Origin of the sequence: Desulfosporosinus sp. FKB (genome assembly GCF_002196705.1) — a bacterium.
Taxonomy (GTDB): domain Bacteria; phylum Bacillota; class Desulfitobacteriia; order Desulfitobacteriales; family Desulfitobacteriaceae; genus Desulfosporosinus.
The window spans coordinates 34,414-58,236 of sequence record NZ_NADJ01000037.1; the positions used below are offsets into that span (position 1 = coordinate 34,414).

Sequence of the window (23,823 nt, forward strand, 5' to 3'; positions counted from 1 at the left end):
CCGCCGGGGTTTATGGGCTGGATTACCATGATTTGACAAATCCGCTTTATAGGTTTGCCAATCCACCGTTGTAATGTCGCCACTCTGGAGCACATTAACAATCAATCAATTTATCTATGCGATCTTGGGATTAAATATAGTTTCTTTTTCTTTTTTACTGTTAAATGAAACATAAGCGACAAGAGCAAGAATGATTATTGTTGATACCAGACTTACTGGACCTGTTCCAAGGCCACGTTCGTGTGCCAGCCAATCTGCAAAGGAGGCTCCAAGAGGCCGTGTAATTATATAAGCAAACCAAAAGGACGCTATTTCATTCATACCAAATAACTTATAGGCAACAGCTGGAACAGCAATCAAACCGATGAACATCAATCCCGATACAAAATTTCCTAAGTGGAGACTCATAGCGGTGAAATCACCCAGAGCAGTTCCAAGCATAAAAGTGGCAAGTACTGTAGCCCAGTAAAAAATCTCACGGCGGAGTGTATTGATATTATGAACATCCAACGTCTTTTCCGTTATATACCAAGTTATTAGGACAACTGCCAAGATTGCCGCAAATACAGAAGATGTAATCATCAAAGAGCCCAAATGCACAGCATCTGCTGCAGCAGTACCAAAAACGGCGACTGCTGCGACATTTAACCAATATTTCCATGGTTCATAGTGTTTTGATCGGATCTGTATTATCATCGTTAAGATTAGAACTGAACACATGATTCCCATGAATGGAGTAAAGGATATTGACATACCTGACTGAGGGCCTCCTGGTCCATGCCCCATTCCCGAAGGCGGTCCCCCACGGTGTTCGCCCAGGCTTGACAGAAAGTCTGATGCTGCCTCCCCCATAAATGTGGACAACAGTTTAATAATCCAAAACATGATGGTAACTTCCGGAACCTTATTTAGGACATTCTTCAAGGGAGTCATTGTGTTTGATAAAGGTTTACTCATTAATGCTTTCTTCCTTTCTTATTTATTAAAGTTGCCTAACCAATAGTTGCTTTTCTATCCTTCTGTCTGACGTGATTATGTACTGCGAAATCCATGATACCCCACTGAAGGACACTGTTATTATAAAATTACTAGCTGAATTCGATCTGAGGAAAAGCTGAATAATAACTGAAAAAAAGGCTCCCTCCAAGGAGAGAGCCTTTTGATTTCCTCAAAAGCAAGGTCATTTTTTATTTAAATATTACTTTGGTCATTCTATGCTGGCAATTAATTAAGGTTGGGCCGTAAATTCTTCGTGAACTTTTTTAAGTAAGAAGGGTATATTTAGACCCTGTGGGCATTGCTTCATACAAAGTTCGCAAGATATACATTGATCTGCACCAGAACCTGAAGGCAACAAGCTGATTCGATAGACCCCTTTGTCAACCCAATGGGATTTCATAAGCTGGTTACTATTATAGAGACGGAATATTTCAGGAATACTGACACCTTGGGGGCAGGGCATACAATATCTACAGCCTGTACAACCAATGCTATTTTTCGACTCAAAAATTCCTCTTATCTTTTTAATGAGATTTTGATCCTGTTCTGACATAACATTCGATGCGGAATCATTAAAGATTCTCAAATTATCCTTTAACTGTTCCAAATTACTTGTTCCACTTAAAATAACGGATACTTCAGGCATATTATAAAGCCACCGGAAACACCACTCAACAAGAGAGCGTTTTTCTGGATATTGGCTAATTAAATCGTATACCTCTTCGGGTACATTATTGAGCATGAATCCTCCTCTTAACGGTTCCATGATGACCATGGCCAATCCTTTATCTGCCGCATAGTTTAAACCTTCAACCCCCGCTTGCAGGGTTTCGTCTAAAATATTTAACTGGATTTGCGCCATTTCCCAGTCAGAAGTGTCTACAATTTCTTTAAATGCGGTTAATGTTCCATGAAAAGAAAAAGCTTTGTGCCGAATTTTTCCTTTTTGGACCATTTTGTCCAGGAACGTAAAGCCGTCAAATTTTTTGACTTTCTCCCAATTGCCATGACTTAAATTATGGAGAAGATAAACGTCAATATAATCTGTTCTAAGACGCTTTAGTTCCTCATCCAAGTATTTTTCAAAGTCTTCATGTTTATTAATGTGCCAGATAGGGTTTTTCGTAGCTAAGTATGTCTTATTTCTATAACCATCTTGAAGAGCTTTGCCAGTGATTAATTCGCTATCCTTATACATGTAAGCGGTATCAATGTAGTTTACTCCATGATCTAGTGCATACCTAACCATTTCGATCGCATCTTTCTCACTTGAGGGGAATCGCATACAACCGAGCCCAAACCTGGAAACGTTAAGTCCTGTTTTTCCAAATTGCGTATACTGCATTTGACGCACTCCTTTTCTAATATTTATTTCTGGTAGGTAAGGGGCACATAATAACACTCTAAATCAATAACTATTTTTAAAGTACTATTAACTGTATTACTATTACACAAAGGACTTTTATAATGGTAATTTTATTTCATAGTATTTATTTTGTCAAAGATATTCGCTTGTGCCTTGGCAAAGACCGAGGCGAAGCCCACAGTAGAAGCCGGACTCTCGATACAATAGTGTGATTGATCTGAAGGATAAAGCTAAGTGCTTTAATATTCTGGAAGAAAAGTGAAAATCTTAGAAAACTATATCCCATATAGCTATTTTGTATAACACAGTTTTAGACAGAGGCCTTATAATTTAAAAATGACTATTGAGAATATTGTCGAAAGGAACGACATTATTGCAGTTATTCCAGAATATAGTCATTATCGTAATTTGCTTATAATTTGGAGGAGGGCTTAATGCATGAAATTTTAGAAGTATACAATCACGATTTCGAGTGATCTCTTTACATTATCTAATTTTCCATTGCTTATTGAGTGGAAAGGAAGTTCAATCATGAGTAATAAAGAACAAACACCGGTTTCTTCTGAACGCACTATCGATTGGAAGCAGGGCCTGGCCATCGCAATGGGTGTACCCCTGCTGATTCTGCCATCCATCGGTTACTTTACAAAATATGTTCTGGGTTTTTCAATCATTGTCTGGGTCCTTTCCATAGTTCAGGGTTTCATGCAAAATACGGCATATGGCGAAATGGCTTCGGTTTTCCCCCAGGCATCCGGTTTGCCTGGCTTCTCTCAGGAAGCCTTCAAGGGAACCACCATTGGCAAATATGACGTTGGCAAACTTGTGGGTGGATTCAGCGCCTGGGGCTACTGGTTCTCCTGGAACTCCGTTTTGGCCGTATACGCCATGTTGATCGGCCAGTATCTGCATAACCTGTTGCCCGTATTTGCAAATGTCGATACCACAATTTTATCGATCCTTTCCGGTCTCGTTGTGTTTTCTCTTTTAATTATGGTCTGTTATCGCGGTCTGGCCAGTGGAGCCGTCCTCGGCTATATTCTAAGTGTCATTTCCATCGTTCCATTGGTGGTGCTCTCTGTCGCTCCGATGCTGAACGGAAAATTCCATCTCAGCAATATCACGCAAAATATGCTCCCCACTGCCTGGAGCTGGAGCAGCGGCCGGGATCTTCTGATATTTGTAGGAATTATGGCCATGGCTGAATGGAGCGCCTGCGGCTGGGAAACCGCGGCTATCTACGGACCGGAGTATAAAAATCCCAAGAAGGATATCCCCAAATCCCTGTTCACTTGCGGCATTATCTGCGCTTTTATTTATGTTTTCGTACAGGCAGCCTGTATCGGAGCGCTTGGGACTGATGCCGTAATCAATGAACCTAACTCGCCCATGCTGTTGCTCGCCAAGCAGTCTTTCGGAAGCGTCGGTGCGATGATTGCCGTATTTATGCTGATCGCCTCTATGATTCTGATCATCCAGACCGCATTTTTCGGTTCTGCCAGAGCGATGGAGTCCATGGCGAAGGAGGAGAATCTTCCGGCAATTTTCGGAAAAACGAATAAGTATGGAACTCCAGTGATTGCAATGGTGGTCACGGCGCTTTTCAATATAGCGCTAATCACGCTAAAATCCCCTGCGGCGGTTCTTGCCGCTTCGGCAATTGGCTACATTTGTGCCAACGGCATCAGCCTCTTCGCCTATGTAAAAGTATACTCCGACAAAAAGTTTCGTTCGCTGCCCAGAGAATTCAAGGCTCCATCCGGATGGAAAATCATCGCGCTGATTTGCGCTCTGGTCAATATTCCTCTGTACCTAGTTGGAATTACGTATCTGAACGCCCTGGACTCCGGCTGGTCGTCCACACTTGTGGGACTGGGTGTACTGCTTTTATATATCCCGCTGTGGTTTTATACCCAGCACCTTGTCTCGGAAAATCAACAAACCCCTGTTAGCAAATCAAAAGCAGCCTAAGCGTTTCATACCCAGCTCTTTGTTCGAAAAATACGCCCCTTCCTCCATAGTAGCTTACATACGAGGACGAGTGAGCAGACCTTATTCACAAAAAAGCACGTGTCAGGAGAACTCCGGACACGTGCTTTTTTGTGCTTTTGAAAGGACGATTATTCCCCATTTATAGATTATAATAGCGGACTCTTTTGCTCCATCATACCAACTATTTAGAACGTTTTAGTTCTTCCTTACCGGCTCGATAAGACTCAGCCAAAATTTGAACAGTATGCAATACTTCTCGGTCAAATTCAGCATTTTCGACCCCACTTTGCAGCTGTAACCGACATGCCGGACAACCCGTTGCTACTGTATCCGTATTGGTCGTCTGGATATCTGCTGTTTTGCGATCAGAAATTTGTCCAGAGAGATTCGGGTGTACAAGGCTGAATGATCCAGCCATACCACAGCAACGGCCCGGTTCTTTCATTTCAATCAACTCCACCCCGGGAATGCTTTTTAGAATTTCGCGCGGTTCTTTACTAATCCCCTGTCCACGGTTTAAGTGACAAGGTTCGTGATACGTCACTTTACGCGCTACTCGACCCAAACCTTCTTTCTTAAAGGGAACTTGATGAATCAGGAACTCAGAAATATCATAGGATTTTTTAGCCCATTTATCCGCCAAGGCTTTAAGTTCGTGATCATTTTCAAGCAACTCTCCATAAACATGCTTCCAAGCAGTACCACCTGAAGAACAGGCGACAACTAAGGCATCCGCACCCATTCTCTCAAACGCCCGCAAATTGCGCTTGGCCAAAGTACGTGCTGAAGCCACATCCCCATTGACCGAGGCTGGGATACCACAACAAGCCTGGGACTTAGGAATGACAACTTCGATGTCATTTTCCCTAAGCACCTCGATCACCGCTCTGCCAATGTCCGTGTAAAAATAATTGATCATGCAGCCTGTGAAAAACCCAACTCTCATCTTTGGGTTTTTAATCGTAATCACGTCAGGAAACTCGGAACGCAAGGTCTTCTTAGACAACATTGGGAACACTTTCTCCTTACCTATCCCAACGTCCACGCGCATACGTGCTAATTTGCTGTGTCTATTCGGTACGTTTTTTAAGGCAACACCCTGGAAGATACTTCCCGCCTTCATCCCGAAATTAAACACTCGCTGCATCTTCAAGGCGGTAAAGGCAATTTTTTTGACTGGATGGAGCCCCTTTTTACGGACGGCTTCCGCTCTTGCTGCAAGAATAATTTTATCAAACCGAACCCCGCAGGGACAGTTGGTATTACAAGCCATACAGGTCGTACAAAGGGAAAACCGATCCCCCATTCCCTTAGTCATCTCTGCTTCTCCCGAGAGAATGTATTCCGCTAAACTAATCTTTCCCCTTGCAACTCCGACTTCTTTGCGTGTTTCCTTGTAAATGGGACATACCGCCATGCAATTTCCGCATTTCATACATTTATGGAGTTCTTCGGTAATCGAATCCAGTGAATCATATACGGACACGATCAGTCCCTCCTTACCATCTTCCAAGGGTTCAACAAATAGTTGGGATCCATAGCTTCTTTAATGCGCCGCAAGGCCGCCACACCTGCTTCTCCGAATTCCAAATCAAGATATTTCATTTTGGCGATACCAATCCCATGTTCACCGGAAAGGGTTCCTCCAAGCGCTATCGCTGTTTCGAAAATCTCGTCTACTGCCAGGTGCACTCTTTTCATTTCTTCTAATTCACGCTCATCTGTTAAAATTGTGGGATGTAGATTTCCGTCTCCTGCATGGCCGAATGTAGCAATTTGCAGACTATATTTGGTTGCAATTCTACGAATTGCTTTAAGCATATCCGGAATTTTACTTCGGGGAACGGTCGCATCTTCAAGTACCGTCGTCGGTCGTTTTTGAGCGAGAGCAGGAAGCGCGCTGCGACGAGCCAACCACAAAAGATCGCGCTCTTTATCATCTTTAGCGATTTTTACCTGAACGGCTCCTTCTTCTTGCAAAATTCGTTCTACCAAAACAGCCTCTCGTTGGACGACTTCCTTGTAGCCGTCCACTTCACATAAGAGGACCGCTTCCGCGTCCATCGGAAGTCCCGCATGCACAAAGTTTTCCACGGTCTGAATCGTCGCATTATCCAAGATTTCTAGCGTCGCAGGAATAACTTTATTGCGAATTATGGCTGCAATGGCCCTCCCAGCTTTATCAATGTCATCAAAGACCGCTAAAATGCTCTTACGTGCTTCTGGAGCCGGAATTAGTTTGACGATTATTTCCGTGATAATCCCCAACGTTCCTTCAGCCCCAGTAAAGAGAGCCACTAAATCATACCCTGTAACGTTCTTGACCGTTTTTCCTCCCCAACGAATGACTTCACCATTCGCCAAGACCAATTGCAAGCCCATAATATAATGTTTGGTTACACCGTATTTCAGACCACGCAATCCACCCGAACACTCCGAAACCGAGCCACCCATTGTTGCAGTGGTGACTGTACCAGGATCCGGCGGATACAATAAACCGTATTTTCCTGCTTCATCATTGAGAGCCTGAATGATCACCCCAGGTTGAACTGTTGCCGTTAAGTTATCCTGATCTACTTCCAGAATTTTATTTAGATTAAGCATTGAGAGAACAATCCCCCCTTCAATGGGAATAGTTCCCCCACTAAGGTTCGTTCCAGAACCACGAGGATAAATAGGGACATGGTGACGGAGGGCGATTTTAACGACATCTGCCACCTGTTCTGTAGATAGAGGTGCAACCACAACATCCGGCTTATGATGTTTCATCGCCGCAGTTGCGTCATAGGCATAGGTCAATAAGTCTTCCTGCTCTGTGAGTACATTTTCACGACCGAGCACTTGAACAAGTTCTTCCAAGACTTCACGAGCTAACATCCTTATACCTCCTTTATAACGCTTGGATATGTACGCCGGTCAGACCACTTTATGTAAAATCAATTTAAGCAAAACTTCAATAAGTAACTATAATTCTCAACTGAACAAACTAAGTGGGAAGGGTCAAATACTACCTCTTCCCACTTAGTCATGATACAAACAAGCAACAAGAGACATAACTTAAAGAGATACACCTTAAATTTCTATTCACTTAGAAATAAGTTCTATGCACTTAGAAATTACAGCATTTCACTAAAGCTTTGAACTCTGGTTTTAGTCTGTTCAAAGGATGTTGTTTCCAGGTCAATTTCGATGAATAAGCTCTTAATTCCAGCCTCTTCCAACTGTCTGTAGTAGATTGGATAGTCAAATTCTTCTGGGTCACAGAACTTCATCATGCAAACCACAACTGCATCTGCCTTAGATGCTTTAACCGTATCTATAAGCATTGGGCCTCTTGATTTTTTCGCATCTGTAGCAAGAGAACAACCATCGAATTCTTGCCACCATTTAGCCAATCTATAGAGTGGGTCTGTGCCTAATGGAACATCATTTCTGAACTGTCTTGATTCCTGTGCAAGGTCGTCTGCAACAACAGCAAAACCGTTTTCTTTTAAAATTTCTAATACTTCATTTGGTTCAGCCATAATTCCCGTTAAAACAACCCTTTTACCAGTAAAGTCTTCAACAGGTAAAGATTTAAGCTCTGAATTCAATTCTTTTACCATAGCGGTATGTTTGGATTTTTCCATAAAAGATCTTGCTTTTATAATAGCATGACGTTTTATTGGATCAATAATCTGAGGATAAGCAGCAGCTATGTCTGTAAATTCACGCATTACTTTACGATTTTCGTTATAAATGTCAATGCTTTTGTGTAGTGCTTCATCTGAAATCTTAACATCCAATATTCTTTCTAGTTTTTCACGAACAAGCCTATATTCCTCAGCAAGAAACTTATTTGCTGCTTCTAGTTTTCTGTTCTGAGGATGAGTAAATACGATAACAGGTGATGTTCCTTTCCATTTTTGGCTAAGACATTTTAATGTGTCACAAGGAACGGGGAAAAGTATAGCTTCTAAATTATCATATACACCTTCCAGCTGCATTTCCATAACTGATTGCATAATCGAACAAGCAAATGGAGGTAAATAGGCACGGGCTTTAGAAATACTCTTCTGTCCTCCCCAAATACCTACTGGAAGAAGACCTGCGGCATGAATTATTTCTTCAGGAGCATAATAAGGCATAACACCTACTGCCCCCTTGCCGGTTTCTTTTTTATAATCCTCCATAGCCTTTCGAGGATTATTTGAAATTGAAGATAATTCACTGATAATAGTTTCAATTCTACTCATTAGAAACTCCCTCCTTATTCTGCTTCATCATTTCATCTAATGCCTGTATACGTGTATCAAACTGTGCAGGAGCAAAGTTACGAGGATCAGTTTGGTCTCCATCAAAGCTTACATATGGTAAATGATTTTGTTTTTGTAGTATATCAGCAGTTTCTACGTTTAGAAAACTCATTAGTTTACAGCTTCTGTTCTGATGATAAATAACTCCGTCACACTTTCCGCCACTGATTATGTCACTAAGAACCTTAACTTTGTTATCAAGACAAGTATTAATATAAATTCTAGTATAAGCTTCTGCCATTGAACTCATATCACCTGGTGTATAAGAAAGATTCCACAGACCAGGATAGGCTGAACCTGTCATTATATTTCCAAGATTCTTTAATCCTTTAAATGTATGTCCAAGGTGTGGCCAAACAGCGATACCCTCCCAAGTTACACGCTTTTGTTCATTTCCTTTAAATGCGAAGATACCATTTTTAAGATTTTCCTCAAGTTCATCTGCAAACTTTTTAAATGTAATTTCAGCGTAGTCTCTACTTCTTGCACAAACGATGAGTGCCATATAGTTGAAAAGATCAAAACCGTTTAACGGTGATGGTTTATGTGATGACAAAGAAGCGATTCTGTTCCATTGGGCAACAGAACGTTGTGTTTGTTCCTGTACTTTTAAAAATTTGTCGTAGTCGAATTTCCTACCGCAAATTTCCTCAAGCTGAGAAATAGCATTCTTAAACTGTTCCGCGATATAGTCCTTAGAATACTGTGGAATGGGCATTGTATGATTAAATGGAACATCAATGATGATGAGAGGAATATTTAATTCAACGGCAAGATTCTCATACCATTTAAGCAATGTGTTACAAATGTTGTTACATGTTATTACCAAATCGGGAAGTGGAATTCTTGCCGCTGGGGACTTTTCAAGCTTTTCTGGTGTTTTTCCTGTTAAAGCTTCTTGTTTTAAAAGTTCCATATAACCCATATTCACTCTTGCATAAGAGCAAGTATCCACGTTATAGCCTTTTTCATCTGCAACCTCAAGCACATCTAAGGCACCTTTTCTTGCACCAATACCCGCAGCATGTGTTTCAGGATAGATCATAGCAATATCCATAGCTACGCAAAACTCCGAAGGAGCAACAGATGCAGACCAGCAAACAAGTTTTCCTTCTTTTTTTGCCCGTCTCGCTTCTTCATACAATTCTTCTTGATAGAAACCTAACAACTCTTTGGCACTCATATTTGTTGTATCCGTCATTTACCATACCTCTTTCCTTTTATTTATTAGTTCCCATGACTTCTTCGAAGGCAAATATTGCGGCTCCAAGGGCAGCTGTAATTTGTGGATTAGGCGCAACAATTACGGGTTTTTTTAGTTCTTTGCTTATTGCCCTTACAACTCCCTCGTCTTTAGCAACACCTCCGCACATAACAATGTCCTCTTCCACCCCACATCTATAGGCAAGTCCACAGGCTTTGCTAGCAACTGACTGGTGAACCCCTGCAATAATGTTCTCTTTAGCAACTCCGTTTGAAAGTTGAGATATTACCTCAGATTCTGCAAAAACTGTGCAAGTGCTGCTGACAGTAGCAGGTTCTGTTGCACGAGAATCGTATTCTGCCATTTCATTAAGATTAACTTCAAGTACTCGTGACATAACATCGAGAAAACGTCCTGTTCCGGCGGCACATTTATCATTCATAAAAAACTGCTTAACGCAGCCTTTACTGTCAAGTTTAATTGCCTTAACATCTTGACCGCCGATATCAATAATTACTTTTGCTGAAGGAACTAAAAAGAAAACGCCCTTAGCCTGACAACTGATTTCGCTAATTTGTTTGTGCGCTTCGTCCACAGAAGATCTTCCGTAGCCTGTAGCAATAATTCTAGCCATGTCTTGCAATTTAAGACTTGATTTTGAAAGAGCTTCATCTAGTACACGTTTAGGTCCCGTAGAACCTGTTCCAATCTGAATAACTTCTCCAGCGATAATATTAAATCCATCTTCAAGTATTACAACCTTTGAGGATGATGACCCAATATCAATCCCCATAGTAAACATAGATTAATCTCCTTCTTTAATTATTTCTTCAATTATTTCAATCATTATTTCTTCAAGCCCATTTTTTCTTCCCCAAAAAGTCTTGAGTCCATAATCTTAATATTTTTGTCAACCGTAGGGACAAAATCCATTAAATCTATAATTTGTGTTTGAATATCAATTCCAGGAGCAACTTCTATTAAGTTAAGCCCACCTTCTTTTAATTCAAATACAGCTCGTTCTGTAATATATAAAACAGGTTGTTCAATTTTAAGTGCATATTTTCCGCTAAATGTAACCTGTTCAACGTGTTTAATAAATTTCCTTTGCTTACCTTCTTGGTCTATTATTAGCTTGCCATCTACGATTCTTTCTTTTAAGCCTCCCGCTGTAAAAGTACCTAAGAAGAATACTTTTTTGGCATTTTGGGTGATATTGATGAAACCGCCACATCCAGGTATCTTGGGGCCAAATTTGCTAACATTAATGTTACCCTCTTCATCACATTCAGCTAAGCCTAAAAATGCCAAGTCAAGACCGCCGCCATCATAAAAATCAAACTGACTATTTTGATCAATAATAGCGTCAGGATTTAAAGTCGCACCAAATCTAGCTCCACCTTGAGGACTGCCGCCTATTGCCCCTGATTCAACAGTTAATGTCATATAACTTGCTATTCCTTCTTCACTTGCAACTTGAGCAACATACTCAGGTGTTCCTACACCTAAATTAACAACTGTATCCTCTTCTAATTCCATAGCGGCTCTTCTGCCGATAACTTTTTTAATTGTCAAGGGGGTCATTTCCACGTTACCTTCAGGTGCTCTTACTGCCCCACAAAGTGCTGGATTATATTCATGTCCAACACTTTGTTCATGATCTTTCATATCAACTACTTCTACAACAGCATGAACATAAATGCCAGGTATTTGAACCAATCGCGGGTCTAAAGTACCACCTTTTACAACCTTTTCCACTTGCACAATTACTTTTCCACCATTATTTATAACTGCCTGTGCTATAGATGTAACCTCAATAGTAGCTACTTCTTTTTCCAGGGTTACATTACCATACTCATCTGCATAAGTACCTCTAAGGAAGGCGATATCTATAGGAAATGATTTGTAGAAAAGCTTTTCTTCATCGCCGATTTTTATAACTTCTACTAAATCTTCTGTCGTCCTGGCGTTAATTTTACCGCCTTCATTTCTTGGATCAACAAAAGTACCTAAGCCAACATGTGTAATTGTACCAGGCCTATGACCCGCAGCATCTCTAATAATATATTCCAAAGTACCTTGGGGTAAGTTATAACCTTCACATTTATTAGCTAGACACAGTTCGCCTAACTTTGGAGCAGTATTTAAATGACCTGCTATTACTCTTTTAACTAAACCTTCGTGAGCAAAATGATCACCGCCTGTGCCGTTCCTGCTGCCTTGTGATGCTGGGTAAAACAACGTTATATTTTGAGGATAGCCGGTCTCTAGGAATTTCTTTTCTATAGCCTTAAAAAGTGCTTCTGGAAGTAAATTTCCAACAAATCCACATGTACAAAGAGTGGTCCCATCTTTTACTAAATCAACAGCCTCTTCTGCTGTCAGAATAGCAACCTTCTTCATATATGCCCCTCCTCCAATGTTTTCCTCAGTGACTTAACCTGCCCCGCAGATTGCGTGCGGGGCATTTGATACGGATATTCCGATTATTAAATTACAGTGGACACGTCAGTCATGATTCCGTTAAATTTTAAAAAGGATCTGAGATCAGAGTCGTCAAGCAATTCTCATATGGTTGACATTGATCTTAGTAAATATGGGCGTTTCCGCCCATACTCCTAGCCGGAACCGTACGTGCCCTATTAAGGCGTATGGCTACTGGTTAGATATTACCTGATAGGATTTTCCTACTATATGTTAATAACTTACTAATAAATACAGAATAATAGAACAACTTACATTTCAAGAGGATAGATCACACCTTGGCGTGCTGCTTCACAACTCGCACCTGAATACTAAACTATCACTTAGAGAGATCTCATTAATTCAGTATTCAAAATACAAGTTGACTTGAGTATACGACTCATCTATTATTGATAAGTACTTCAAAGGGTCTATAGAGTCAATTTTCTGTATTAAGGCAAACATGAACATGATATGATAATACCCGTCCCTGTCTTAATAAGTAACTGAGAAAAATACTTTAATTCCGCTTATAGGTGATAGATAGGAGCGTAATAACGGCGGCGTTATGGGGACGAGTATTCATTCCACTTGCGGCCTTATTCATCTATTTGATAGCAGTTTTCTTAAAAATAGTCCTCAGCGTAAAGGTTTATGAATCCACAATTTAAACAAACAAACTTTATTATCTTTTGACTTTGTGGAGGACTAACAACTACTTCGCTATTCTCAATTAATGTAAATTCGTCATCTCTTGTTATGATATCCACCTGTTTTAATTGTCCTGAATGACAAGCAATACACTCTTTCATTCATATCTCTCCTATCAACTTAACGACATCACTCCACAAACCGTCGGTTGATCTTAAAAAAATAAATTATTTAAAAATAGCTCCGGCAATAATCATTCTCATGATTTGATTTGTTCCTTCATAGATCTGAGTGATCTTAGAATCTCTCATCATTCTTTCAACATGATAATCCTTCATGTAGCCATTTCCGCCAAGCATCTGAACGCATTCTACAGTTACATGCATCGCTGCATCTGTACAAGCCATTTTTGCCTTCGCTGCTGAAACTGAATAAGGTCTTCCAGCTTGTTTATCAAGAACTCCTTTGTATAAGAGGTACTTAGCTTGTTCAATTTCGATCTCTAATTCAGCCATTTTAAATGCTAAATACTGATTCTTGTATAAAGGCTTGCCAAACTGGATTCTATCTTTCAAATATTGTTTCGCAATATCAAATGCTCCTTCTGCGAGACCAAGTCCTTGTGCTGCGACTCCGAATCTTCCGCCATCAAGAGTCTTCATTGCAATGCCAAAACCTTTTCCTTCTTGTCCTACTAAGTTTTCAGCTGGGACAATACAGTCATCAAAAAGCAGTTCTGAAACTTGAGTAGCTCTGATCCCACATTTGTTTTCAATAGTGCCTATTGAAAATCCCGGGAAACTTTTTTCAACAATAAACGCTGATAATCCTTTTGTTCCTTGACTTATATCCGTTGAAGCAAATACTAAGAAGGTCTCTGAGAGAGGACCATTTGTAATAAAGCATTTAGAACCATTTAATACATAGTGATCTCCATCTCTTTTAGCTGTAGTTCTTACACCAGCTGCATCTGAGCCCGCATTTGGCTCAGTTAATCCGAAGGAACCAAATTTCTTTCCAGAACATAGATCTGGAAGATATTTTTTCTTTTGTTCCTCTGAAGCATTTTGATATATTCCTCCCATACAGAGAGAGGTACTTACCGAATATGAGATACCAACGGCACTATGCACTTTGGAAATTTCTTCGACGGCTAAAATGTAGGATAAGTAATCTCCGTCGGAACCACCATATTCTGATGAGAACGGTAAGCCCAACAAACCCATCTCGCCCATCTTCTTATACTGTTCTACAGGAAATATACTATTTGCATCGCTCTCATAGACAATAGGTTGAAGTTCCTTTTGTGCAAATGATCTTGCCGTGTTCATAATCATTTCCTGTTCTTCTGATAAACTAAAAGAATTAACATCCATTTTTAATTGCCTCCTCCTAAATTTTAAATAGCCTCTCGGCATTTGCCGAGGCAGTTGGGACAAGAGTTTCCTTGAACCAACTTTATTTTCCCCGGTGTTGGTACCTTCTACGACTTCTTCAAACGCCTTTGGACTGCCAGTAGAAACAATCTCAAACCCTAAAAAAGGCCGAGGAGACGCAAGAAGAAAACTAAGAGAGGTAAAAAGGGAGAAAAGGCTCAACGACCACGCCGGGTAAAGTTAACGTTTGGTCGAGTGGATGACATCTCTGCGAATCATGGTTTACTTGGAGACGTTAACGCGCTTACTGTCAGCCGGGGATGAGACCCCCATCGCCACTTCTGCTACAAGCGTGAAAAGATCGATGTTTGTTACATTTCTCTTTGAGCTTCACTAATTCCAAGTTATTTTCAGGGAATTTTTCCATTTCAGCTCTCGAAATGCCTAATTGTTCGCTACTTGTCTAGAAATATTGAATTTTCATTCAGCCTACTTAAAAACGGATACTAAAATCCAATAACACCTCCAATATTTTGCAATTTAATAAAATATTCAGATATGCTTGACTATTATATATTACATCGAATTTTCAATTAAATCAATATTTAAAATTTATTGAATATTATACTTAATTGTCGTGTCCTGTCGCTTCTCCCCTCACAAGGCGTTCTGTCTCTTGCCGTCAATGGCGAAAGAATTGTCCTGACACGTCCCAAAACCAGTAGAATTCTTCCGTCAATAGTTGCCTTTGCCTATTTCAGTCAATGTAATGTGTCCTTAATTTTAATCCCCTAAACTCTCTTTAGAAATTAAACCTTCTTCCAAACTTTTCAAAAATACTGGAACAACGTTAGGATCGAATTGTTTTCCGGAATTTATTTAGATTTCATATAAAGCCTGTTCTTGGCGATTTCTTCTTCAAACGCTCATTGATCTCTTTAACTCTGCATTAGACTGTTCGAGCATATAGTTTGCCGTAATTTAAACAATGTTGATTTCATCATGGCAAAACTGAACCACTGGCGACTATAATATAAATACCAGTGGTCCTAATTAATAAACTCAATATTCGAATTAAAAGTAACTTATCAAATAATGTATGTTTTTATATAAAAATTTATGATTAATGAATAATCCGATTCAAACAAAACTATAATTCAATTTTATAAAGTATATAAATAAAAACATTTTTTTAAGCATTGTAAGCTAATTTTAAATATGTAATAATTAGTACAAATAGAAGGAAGTATAGATTTAACAAAAAACACTATAATGTACTATATAGGGTGCCCTGTATATAAAAAGGAGTCGAATTAGAATGCTTAATAAAAGCTTTTTAAGCGATGTTCGGAAAGCTTTGACAACAAATCAGAAATTTAACGAAAATAACTTTTTAGTTAAGGAAGTTGAAACCCAATCGGATATTACTCTTTCTATCATTTATCGTTTTGACCCGGAGTTCTATTTCCAAGCTAGGGTATCTAAGTCAGGTGAAAATAGTATTCCAACCCAATTTAGCCCTCAAGCCACAGAAAACGGTGAATTGAAGAGAGTTACTGATTTGAAAAATTCTATATCTTTATGGACTGAGCAAATATACAAAGAACTAATGATACGATTTTATAACTAGTCCTATAATGGAGGATGAGAGAGCAGACCTTATTCACTTAAAGCACGTGTCAGGAGGACCCCGGACACGTGCTTTTTTATGCTTTTGAAAGGGTGATTATTCCCCTGACAAATTAAGGACGAACTCTTTTGTTCCCTCCAAAAAAACTCAAGACCATCAGCTATTGGTCGAGGGATAAGGAGCAAAGGATGACAATGTCCCCATCGCTTCTGGTATTCATAATAATATACCTAAATCATTTAAATTGACCTGATTTACTTGCCCTGTTACGAGGATATTTTTCTCTTTTTGCCACTGGCAAACGGATTTCTCTGTTCGTCCTTCGAATATCCCGTCACAAATACCACCATAATACCCTTGCTCTTTTAATGCTTGTTGAATTAATTGTACCAAATTGCCACGCGATCCGTTAACAGAAAGGTTATAGGCGATTGGACCTTTGATATAAACTTTAGTACCTAGTTCTACCTGTTCATAAACTTCTTCTACATCCCTATTATGCATTCTGATACATCCATGGCTAACTTGCTTACCAATTGAATCTGGTCGATTTGTTCCGTGAATACCATATGTCCCCCATGGAACACTTAGCTGCATCCATCTGGTGCCAAAACCACCTCCCCAATGGGCCTTATTAATGACGTTATAGTTGCCGACCGGACTAGGGGTTTTCTTGGCCCCAACTGCCACTGGGTATGCTTTGATAATTTTATCCTCTTTGCACAACTCCAATTTACATTTAATTAAGTCAATAAAGATTTCTAGCAGCATATCATTACCTTCTTTTTGTATTAGTTTATGTTAGAAAGTTTAATGTGTAATTTGTGCAGAAATCTTACCAACGTTGTCTCTTCCTCTAATGAAATTTAGGTTAGCCCAATATTATAGGGATCGAGGCGCTTTGATATAGAGGTTTATTTTTTGCAGTAACGGGAAAAATCTTTTAATGTAAATTCATTTGAATAAAGAGGTGAGCCTATTGAACGTTCCGGGTGAAATTAGTTTTGCCACCTTTGCAGGTGGATGCTTTTGGTGCATGGTATCCCCGTTCAAACAACTTCAAGGTGTTATTAATGTGGTTTCGGGCTACACCGGTGGTCATACTGAAAACCCAACCTATAAAGAAGTATGTTCTGGAACGACTGGACATTTCGAATCTGTCCAAATTTCGTTTGACCCAAATCAAATATCCTATGATAAACTTCTAGAAGTTTTTTGGCGACAAATTGATCCAACTGATCCAGATGGTCAGTTCAATGATCGAGGGGAATCATACCAAACGGCTATTTTTTATCATGACGAGGAACAGCATCGTAAAGCCGCAGCTTCTAAACAAGCTCTAATTGAAAGTTGTCATTTCCAAAGACCTATTGTTACCAAAATTCTCCCAGCAACAAATTTTTTCCCTGCAGAAGAATATCATCAAGATTACCATGAGAAAAACTCTTTCCGCTATTCTCTATATCGTCAAGGGTCTGGACGAGATGATTTTACAAATCATAATTGGCCAATTGATAGGTTGCAGATAAAATCCAGACTAACTGATTTACAATATCATGTTACGCAAGAGAATGGTACCGAACCGCCTTTTCAGAACGAATATTGGAATAATGAACGTGAAGGTATATATGTCGATGTAGTCTCCGGCGAACCTCTATTTAGTTCAAATGATAAGTTTAATAGTGACTGCGGATGGCCTAGTTTTACTAAGCCCATCGTTTCAAAATCTTTAAAAGAGAACGTAGATTTAAGCCATGGAATGACTAGGACGGAGGTTCGTAGTAAAGAAGCCGATTCCCACTTAGGACATGTATTTCCCGATGGTCCAGGTCTAAATAGGCTTCGATACTGCATAAATTCTGCATCACTACGTTTTATACCCAAAGAAGAGTTAGACCGCGAAGGATATAGCGAATTTAACTTATTGTTTAAGAATACCTAATACCATGGACCATAGTGTTTAAATCGAGTGAAATTTACAGTTGCATTAACTGCTGACCATATAGCTATCTTTTTGGCCTTCTTTATTCTATAGTAACAATCTTTTTTATAAAACCTTTGTAACACTCCGTCAAATACAACCTCATTATCCAGTTCAACCCATGCATGATCAATGTCAGCATAAACATTTATTTTCCCATGAACTAACCATGCATTAATTGGCGTACCTAACGACGAAATATCTACCACATAATTCCATGCCGTCTTGAAACAGTCATGAAGATGTACCTTGCCGTCCCCCGGTATATATCCATCGGGACATTCAACCTCGCAAAGTATGAGTTCTTCTGTTAACATGATTTCTGGCCCTACAATTTTCTTTTTCATCTTTCCGCCTCCTAATAAAAAACATCATTCATTTTTTATTTTTGGCGTCCAGTTTCTTATCCATTTCCCTTTATGGTCTGTTTAAGTGCATACACGCTTTATTAAAGCTCACTATTGCAGTTCTCGCTCTTGGACAAAAGAGCAACATTTTATAGTCGTTTATCGATTTTGTGGCAACATAAAGGATTCCGCTCTTTTCCATTGTAAGTGAGTGTATCACCACTAATATTTATTCTACTGTCTCGTAAAATTCCACCATCACTCATAAACTTTTTATTTTGCATCTGATGGCTTATTGAGCTTAATCATGAACTGCTTACCACTGTGCCCCCGCATTATAACCCCTTGATATAAGAACGCTGGCTTCCATGTGCCATTATGAGAAAATATCAATTGCTTTATAACCTTAATGAAGTAACACCAAGTGCTTGGAGTTGCAAAGTCGGCTCGGTAGAAAACCCATTTAATTTAAGTACCACAAAATGTACGGTAGGGAATACCAGATGGCTCTGGCATTGATGTAAATTCTTCCTGTTCCTGAGAGTATGCGAAGGGTTCTTTTAGAATATCTAAAAATCGCTCCATTACATGATAGTCCTCATTTTTAACCGCTGCTTCGAGTGCAGCTTCTACTCTATGGTTGCGAGGGATAACCGCAGGGTTGCTATTTCGCATCAACTCTAGAGCGGAACATTTTGTTTCCTGTTGCCCGCTTAGTCTTGATTGCCACTTTTGATACCATTCTTTGAATTCCTGGGTGCCAAACAAGACTGTATCTGTGGGATTATCGAATGTTAATGCCCGGAAAGTATTAGTATAGTCCGCATGATATTTTTGCATTATGCTCAGTAAATCTCCGATCAGCAGTACGTCCCCTTCCTCTTCGTTGAATAATCCAAGTTTTGCTCTCATTCCAGTAAGCAAGTTTCGGTTAAATAACTTGTTAAAATCTAAAAGCGCTTCTTGAGCTAATTGGACAGCTTGATCCTGGTTGTCGTCGAGGATTGGTAATAAGGTTTCAGCAAGTCTGGCAAGATTCCAAGCGGCGATATGCGGCTGATTTCCATAGGCATAACGTCCTTGAGTATCAATAGAACTAAACACAGTATTTTCATCGTATTCGTCCATAAAAGCACACGGACCAAAATCAATCGTTTCTCCACTAATTGTCATATTATCGGTGTTCATTACACCATGAATAAAGCCAAAAAGCTGCCATTTAGCAATTAATTCAGCCTGACGCTTAATCACTTGTTTAAGTAGCGATAGATAGCAGTTTTCATCGTCTTCTATATTTGGAAAATGCCGTTGTAAAGCATAATCGGCCAATGCTCGAAGTTCATCTTTACTCCCCCACTTTGCAGCGTATTCAAAGGTACCAACGCGCAAATGACTGGCGGCTACACGAGTTAGAATTGCTCCTGGGAGCACCATTTCACGGATTACAGGCTCTCCGGTTTTTACAACTGCCAAGCTGCGGGTTGTAGGGATACCGAGTGCATACATTGCTTCGCTTATGATATATTCCCGGAGCATAGGCCCAAGTGCCGCTCGTCCATCACCCCCTCGTGAAAAGGGAGTTTGGCCCGAACCCTTGAGCTGAATATCGAAGCGTTCACCCGAAGGAGTCATTTGTTCTCCTAGAAGTATAGCCCTCCCGTCCCCCAACATTGTAAAATGTCCAAATTGATGTCCAGCATAAGCTTGGGCTAATGGCAAAGCGCCTTCAGGAACTAGATTTCCTGCCAGGCCAGCTTCGCCATCTTTGCTTTTAAGTTCTTCAATATTTAATCCTAGGGATGTTGCTAAGGGAGAATTTAAAATTATTAGCTCAGGAGAAGTTACAGGAATAGGATTCTGACATGAATAAAATGATTTTGGGAGAAGAGAATAACTATTTTCAAAGTTCCATCCAAATTGAGTTTCTTCCTTTAAATTAGTCACTTGAACCTCCTCCTTTCTTTATTAATACGATTTTAGTGTCTTCTAAGGAGCAATTAATATACTCCTTTCGAGAGGCCCTTGAGTATTTAAACAAAAAATCCCTTTGCTAAAGATGCCAAAGGAAGGTTGGAAAATTCGATTAATTTTTTATGGAAACTGTCTGACAGAGATTATGTAAATATAAAGATTAGCGGCCTAATTAAGCCTCTGAAATATAGTGTTTATACCCCTTTATCCAGTTTTTAAGACCTCCACTTCTATAAGTTTGCCTGGAATTGCGTCATTAATGCCACCCGATAATTGAAAATCCAGAGCATTTAACACGCTCTGGATTACATTTCATTAATTCCCCGCAAAGCCGTTTAGATTATTTGGTTTTTAACCCCGCTCTCGCAGGTGGGCATTTTCACCCTACTTTTTAGTCTTCCTCTAACAGTGGAGGCCTGACCTACTCAGTAAGTTTTTTTAATTCCCTAAATTTTAATAGGATCAAAACCAAATCAAATCTTCGTACATCGCAGGTTTGAAGGAACTTAATAATATCAAGTTTTCATTATAAAAGCATTAGGGAAGTTATGGCTATTTTTGAACTCAAACACTCCATCCAAACTAACTTTGTTTTTTACAGCAGTCTTTAGTGAGTCGAATGCTAGATAAAGCTTATAATTTCAGATAACTGTTATTTTTGGATCCTTTTCCTTACGAATTAAGAAATATTCTCTACCCACATTGCTCCTGAAAACATATTTGTTAGTGTAAAAATTAATTGGTTTATTCCATCCGCACGCAGGATCCTGGCACTGAATGTAACCTCCATCGTAAATCAATGGATCTCCACACAAGGGACAAGTGTTTTTATGATCCATTCTAATTATCACCTCATTTTCTAGGCCTATCCACTTATCAAGAATTATTTTTCTTTTATGCTCGAGAGATTATTTAAATCTTAGCATATAATTCTTAATAAATTTTGAAAATCACTTGATGATTTGCTGAATTTTTAATGATAATCTTGTTAATCCTCGCCAAAAAACTCCAGTAGAATCAAATCAGAAGAGTTCAGCATATTTCTTAAGCTATAAATTATATTCGTTATTTCATTTCTACAAATCTATAACCAATTTATTAACCTTTAATATTATGAGAAAAATAGCTTGCCAATACTTGAAGACTTTCATCTCGCAATATTCCTGCAGTCACAACTGGCTTAAATGGCGAGTTTTTAAATACAACTTGACAGCAACGGCTGCCACTTTCCCCCAATATGCTGCATAAGTCAATATCACTAGCTCCATAAACTAGTCTGCCAAGCTTTGTCCAAACTATTGCACCACAGCACATAAAACATGGCTCACAACTTGAATATAGCGTATATTCTTGTAAATCCACTATATGTGTTTCACTGCAAAAATTGCGAATTAATCCAGCTTCAGCGTGAAATGTTGGGTCAGTTGCAGTATATATCTGATTCTCATTTGTATATACTATTTCATTATCTTTTACAAGAACCGCCCCAAAAGGTTCATTTCCATGTTCAACTGCTGATACAGCCAATTCTATTGCTTTCTTCATGAAAAATTCATCTGTTCTCATATATACCTCCTAAAAATCTACAACAAAGCTCTTTTCCCCGCCTCACTCAACTTCAGGCTAAAAGCCCAGCCTTCTTATTTTTATAAATTGCTATCTGATCATAGATGCCATCAGTCCCTAGCTTAGTTTAATATAACATACTTGATTTTTTCTTAGGTAGACAAATCTATTTTTATGTTTTATGATTAATCCAATAGATTTATCATACTAATTTTATCGGAATAGGTTGTATTAATATGCCGGACATTTACAAAAAAGAATGGGCTCTTAATCCCGGTAATCTAAACAGTTTTGAATTAATTAAATTGAACACGGATGGACTCGACATTTTAGAGAAGCTAAACGTTTTTAAGAAGAGAGGTTTTACCTCCATCAGCGATGAAGAAAAAGATCTGCTTAAGTGGGCAGGTATCTATATCCAACGCCCCCGATCAGAAGGATATTTTATGATGCGGGTCAAAATCCCCTTTGGAGTTATGACAAGTTCTCAAGCTCGTATCCTTGCCTCTATTTCTAGGGATTACGCTCGAAGTATCTTAGATATTACTACCCGACAATCAGTTCAGTTTCATTGGCTAAGCATTGAAGATATCCCGAGCATACTAAACGGACTTACATCAGTGGGCTTGAGCAGTGTTGAAGCCTGTGGTGACTGCCCACGAAATATTATCGGGAACCCTTTGGCAGGAATAGATCCTAATGAAATTTTAGATACCCGTGAGATCCAACAAGAAGTTCAAAACTTTTTTCAAGGAAATAGGGATTTCTCAAACCTTCCCAGGAAATTTAAGATTTCGATCTCTGCAAACATATTTGATACAGGTTACGCTGCAATTAATGACATGTCCTTTACGCCTGCTTCCAAATTCATCGATAATGAAGTAGTCAAAGGTTTCCACGTTTATGTGGGCGGAGGATTATCTGCCAAACCCCATTTAGCAAAGAGACTGGATGTTTTTCTAAGACCTGACGAGATTCTCAAAGTAACCATTGGAGTTGCAACTCTATTTCGTGATTTTGGGTATCGTCAAAACCGACAACATGCACGTCTGAAATTTTTAGTAGCCGATTGGGGGTCTGTAAAATTCAAACAAGAACTCGAAAAGTTGGTTGGACCTCTTTTAACCAGCGGAGATGATTTAACTAGTGATTGGAATGCGGGATATTTTAATGGCATCCATCAACAAAAACAACCCGGGTTTCATTATTTTGGTTTGTCTGTCCCACTTGGTCGTTTAAGTGCGAATAATCTCATAGAGCTCGCTGACTTAACAGACAAATACGGAGACGGCATGATACGAACCACGAATTCCCAGAATATAATTATTGCCGGAATTCCAGATAGTCACGCGATGTCCTTCTTACGCGAACCCCTTTTAAGAGTATTAACCCCTTTTCCCAAAACATTTAAAACTCATACGATTTCCTGTGCCGGTAAGGAGTTCTGTAATTTTGCCATCGTAGAAACAAAAAAATATGCCCAACAACTCTCCCATTACCTCGATGAAACATTAAATACAGATGATCCCATACGTATTCATGTTACCGGTTGTCCCAATTCTTGTGGGCAAGTGCAACTTGCAGATATAGGACTACGAGGAATTAAGACAAAAAAGGCAGGCCAAATCATTGAAGGTTTTGAACTACAAATTGGAGGTATACTAGGCCCGGAGCCACAATTTAGTACAAATTTGAAAGGATTCATTCCGGCAGATATAGTACATCTAGTACTGGAACATTTGATTCTTTATTACAGGGTTCACAGAAAAGATAGTGAATCTTTCCATATATTTATTAATCGAGTTGGTGTAGAGACATTTCAGACTATACTTAATGACTTTCTAGACAGTGTTTTTAATTTGAAGGAACCTCGATACGGCTCATAGACTCCTTGGTAAATGAACACCAAAGGTCTAGCCATTGAGCGACATGAAAAAAGGAGAGCTTTCCGCTCTCCTTTTTTAAGTGAACCACACAATTTC

18 protein-coding genes and 1 other RNA gene are annotated in these 23,823 nt (G+C 39.3%); 4 read left to right on the plus strand and 15 right to left on the minus strand.

Features of this window, described 5'->3' with window-relative positions; genetic code table 11:
- Nucleotides 1-114 precede the first annotated feature (114 nt).
- Together B5Y67_RS15235 and B5Y67_RS15240 are read right to left on the minus strand one after the other, a co-directional pair.
- A complete protein-coding gene (locus B5Y67_RS15235) occupies nucleotides 115-957 on the minus strand; it encodes a hypothetical protein (protein ID WP_088227286.1) in 843 nt (280 codons plus the stop codon).
- A gap of 271 nt (nucleotides 958-1,228) precedes the next feature.
- Nucleotides 1,229-2,344 carry an aldo/keto reductase gene (locus B5Y67_RS15240; RefSeq protein WP_088227287.1) on the minus strand — a complete coding sequence of 372 codons (1,116 nt, stop codon included), beginning with the start codon at nucleotides 2,342-2,344 and terminating at the stop codon, nucleotides 1,229-1,231.
- Between the two features lie 552 nt (nucleotides 2,345-2,896).
- Between B5Y67_RS15240 and B5Y67_RS15245 the strand changes: the two genes are divergently transcribed.
- Nucleotides 2,897-4,336 carry an APC family permease gene (locus B5Y67_RS15245; protein WP_088227288.1) on the plus strand — a complete coding sequence of 480 codons (1,440 nt, stop codon included), beginning with the start codon at nucleotides 2,897-2,899 and terminating at the stop codon, nucleotides 4,334-4,336.
- Nucleotides 4,337-4,538: 202 nt separating this feature from the next.
- Here the strand turns inward: B5Y67_RS15245 and B5Y67_RS15250 are convergent, their stop codons facing one another.
- The 8 genes from B5Y67_RS15250 to B5Y67_RS15285 form a co-directional block, all read right to left on the minus strand.
- Nucleotides 4,539-5,843, minus strand: a complete 1,305-nt coding sequence (locus tag B5Y67_RS15250; protein WP_088227289.1) for a (Fe-S)-binding protein — start codon at nucleotides 5,841-5,843, stop codon at nucleotides 4,539-4,541.
- A 2-nt stretch (nucleotides 5,844-5,845) separates the two neighbouring features.
- The gene (locus B5Y67_RS15255; RefSeq protein WP_088227290.1) at nucleotides 5,846-7,234 is read right to left on the minus strand and encodes an FAD-linked oxidase C-terminal domain-containing protein; all 1,389 of its coding nucleotides are present in this window, start codon (nucleotides 7,232-7,234) and stop codon (nucleotides 5,846-5,848) included.
- A gap of 239 nt (nucleotides 7,235-7,473) precedes the next feature.
- Entirely contained in the window at nucleotides 7,474-8,592 is a 1,119-nt protein-coding gene (locus B5Y67_RS15260) for a 2-hydroxyacyl-CoA dehydratase family protein (protein ID WP_088227291.1), read from the minus strand.
- Nucleotides 8,585-9,853 carry a 2-hydroxyacyl-CoA dehydratase family protein gene (locus tag B5Y67_RS15265; RefSeq protein ID WP_088227292.1) on the minus strand — a complete coding sequence of 423 codons (1,269 nt, stop codon included), beginning with the start codon at nucleotides 9,851-9,853 and terminating at the stop codon, nucleotides 8,585-8,587. Before B5Y67_RS15265 ends, B5Y67_RS15260 begins: the two co-directional genes overlap by 8 nt.
- A gap of 19 nt (nucleotides 9,854-9,872) precedes the next feature.
- The gene (locus tag B5Y67_RS15270) at nucleotides 9,873-10,658 is read right to left on the minus strand and encodes an acyl-CoA dehydratase activase (RefSeq protein ID WP_088227293.1); all 786 of its coding nucleotides are present in this window, start codon (nucleotides 10,656-10,658) and stop codon (nucleotides 9,873-9,875) included.
- A 44-nt stretch (nucleotides 10,659-10,702) separates the two neighbouring features.
- Nucleotides 10,703-12,259: a CoA-transferase gene (locus tag B5Y67_RS15275; protein ID WP_088227294.1), complete on the minus strand. Its 1,557-nt coding sequence runs from the start codon at nucleotides 12,257-12,259 to the stop codon at nucleotides 10,703-10,705.
- A 686-nt stretch (nucleotides 12,260-12,945) separates the two neighbouring features.
- Nucleotides 12,946-13,131: a hypothetical protein gene (locus B5Y67_RS15280; protein WP_088227295.1), complete on the minus strand. Its 186-nt coding sequence runs from the start codon at nucleotides 13,129-13,131 to the stop codon at nucleotides 12,946-12,948.
- 66 nt (nucleotides 13,132-13,197) lie between these two features.
- Nucleotides 13,198-14,346, minus strand: coding sequence for an acyl-CoA dehydrogenase family protein (locus B5Y67_RS15285; RefSeq protein ID WP_088227296.1), 1,149 nt, complete (start codon nucleotides 14,344-14,346; stop codon nucleotides 13,198-13,200).
- Nucleotides 14,347-15,664: 1,318 nt separating this feature from the next.
- Here B5Y67_RS15285 and B5Y67_RS15290 point away from each other — a divergent pair.
- Nucleotides 15,665-15,976: a hypothetical protein gene (locus B5Y67_RS15290; RefSeq protein WP_088227297.1), complete on the plus strand. Its 312-nt coding sequence runs from the start codon at nucleotides 15,665-15,667 to the stop codon at nucleotides 15,974-15,976.
- A gap of 216 nt (nucleotides 15,977-16,192) precedes the next feature.
- Here the strand turns inward: B5Y67_RS15290 and B5Y67_RS15295 are convergent, their stop codons facing one another.
- Nucleotides 16,193-16,747, minus strand: coding sequence for a L,D-transpeptidase family protein (locus B5Y67_RS15295; protein ID WP_088227298.1), 555 nt, complete (start codon nucleotides 16,745-16,747; stop codon nucleotides 16,193-16,195).
- 208 nt (nucleotides 16,748-16,955) lie between these two features.
- Here B5Y67_RS15295 and msrA point away from each other — a divergent pair, with 208 nt between their 5' ends.
- Nucleotides 16,956-17,918, plus strand: a complete 963-nt coding sequence (gene msrA, locus B5Y67_RS15300) for a peptide-methionine (S)-S-oxide reductase MsrA (RefSeq protein ID WP_088227299.1) — start codon at nucleotides 16,956-16,958, stop codon at nucleotides 17,916-17,918.
- Here msrA and B5Y67_RS15305 read toward each other — a convergent pair.
- From B5Y67_RS15305 to B5Y67_RS15325, 4 genes are all read right to left on the minus strand, one after another.
- Nucleotides 17,915-18,304: a hypothetical protein gene (locus B5Y67_RS15305; RefSeq protein WP_088227300.1), complete on the minus strand. Its 390-nt coding sequence runs from the start codon at nucleotides 18,302-18,304 to the stop codon at nucleotides 17,915-17,917. The two genes, msrA and B5Y67_RS15305, sit on opposite strands and share 4 nt — an antisense overlap.
- 468 nt (nucleotides 18,305-18,772) lie before the next feature.
- Nucleotides 18,773-20,248 carry a protein adenylyltransferase SelO gene (locus B5Y67_RS15310; RefSeq protein WP_088227301.1) on the minus strand — a complete coding sequence of 492 codons (1,476 nt, stop codon included), beginning with the start codon at nucleotides 20,246-20,248 and terminating at the stop codon, nucleotides 18,773-18,775.
- Between the two features lie 343 nt (nucleotides 20,249-20,591).
- Nucleotides 20,592-20,775: non-coding RNA, 6S RNA (gene ssrS / locus B5Y67_RS15315), on the minus strand.
- A 598-nt stretch (nucleotides 20,776-21,373) separates the two neighbouring features.
- Nucleotides 21,374-21,841, minus strand: a complete 468-nt coding sequence (locus tag B5Y67_RS15325) for a nucleoside deaminase (RefSeq protein WP_088227303.1) — start codon at nucleotides 21,839-21,841, stop codon at nucleotides 21,374-21,376.
- Nucleotides 21,842-22,077: 236 nt separating this feature from the next.
- Here B5Y67_RS15325 and B5Y67_RS15330 point away from each other — a divergent pair, with 236 nt between their 5' ends.
- On the plus strand, nucleotides 22,078-23,727 hold the full coding sequence (locus B5Y67_RS15330) for a ferredoxin--nitrite reductase (protein WP_088227304.1): 1,650 nt from the start codon (nucleotides 22,078-22,080) through the stop codon (nucleotides 23,725-23,727).
- Nucleotides 23,728-23,823 lie beyond the last annotated feature (96 nt).

Bases quoted from the DNA above. Each gene is read 5' to 3' on its own strand.
- B5Y67_RS15290 (WP_088227297.1), top strand. From the start codon at position 15,665: ATGCTTAATAAAAGCTTTTTAAGCGATGTTCGGAAAGCTTTGACAACA.
- B5Y67_RS15330 (WP_088227304.1), top strand. From the start codon at position 22,078: ATGCCGGACATTTACAAAAAAGAATGGGCTCTTAATCCCGGTAATCTA.
- B5Y67_RS15295 (WP_088227298.1), bottom strand. From the start codon at position 16,747: ATGCTGCTAGAAATCTTTATTGACTTAATTAAATGTAAATTGGAGTTG.
- B5Y67_RS15325 (WP_088227303.1), bottom strand. From the start codon at position 21,841: ATGAGAACAGATGAATTTTTCATGAAGAAAGCAATAGAATTGGCTGTA.
- B5Y67_RS15305 (WP_088227300.1), bottom strand. From the start codon at position 18,304: ATGAAAAAGAAAATTGTAGGGCCAGAAATCATGTTAACAGAAGAACTC.
- B5Y67_RS15280 (WP_088227295.1), bottom strand. From the start codon at position 13,131: ATGAAAGAGTGTATTGCTTGTCATTCAGGACAATTAAAACAGGTGGAT.
- B5Y67_RS15255 (WP_088227290.1), bottom strand. From the start codon at position 7,234: ATGTTAGCTCGTGAAGTCTTGGAAGAACTTGTTCAAGTGCTCGGTCGT.
- B5Y67_RS15235 (WP_088227286.1), bottom strand. From the start codon at position 957: ATGAGTAAACCTTTATCAAACACAATGACTCCCTTGAAGAATGTCCTA.
- B5Y67_RS15240 (WP_088227287.1), bottom strand. From the start codon at position 2,344: ATGCAGTATACGCAATTTGGAAAAACAGGACTTAACGTTTCCAGGTTT.
- B5Y67_RS15260 (WP_088227291.1), bottom strand. From the start codon at position 8,592: ATGAGTAGAATTGAAACTATTATCAGTGAATTATCTTCAATTTCAAAT.
- B5Y67_RS15265 (WP_088227292.1), bottom strand. From the start codon at position 9,853: ATGACGGATACAACAAATATGAGTGCCAAAGAGTTGTTAGGTTTCTAT.
- B5Y67_RS15245 (WP_088227288.1), top strand. From the start codon at position 2,897: ATGAGTAATAAAGAACAAACACCGGTTTCTTCTGAACGCACTATCGAT.
- B5Y67_RS15275 (WP_088227294.1), bottom strand. From the start codon at position 12,259: ATGAAGAAGGTTGCTATTCTGACAGCAGAAGAGGCTGTTGATTTAGTA.
- B5Y67_RS15270 (WP_088227293.1), bottom strand. From the start codon at position 10,658: ATGTTTACTATGGGGATTGATATTGGGTCATCATCCTCAAAGGTTGTA.
- B5Y67_RS15285 (WP_088227296.1), bottom strand. From the start codon at position 14,346: ATGGATGTTAATTCTTTTAGTTTATCAGAAGAACAGGAAATGATTATG.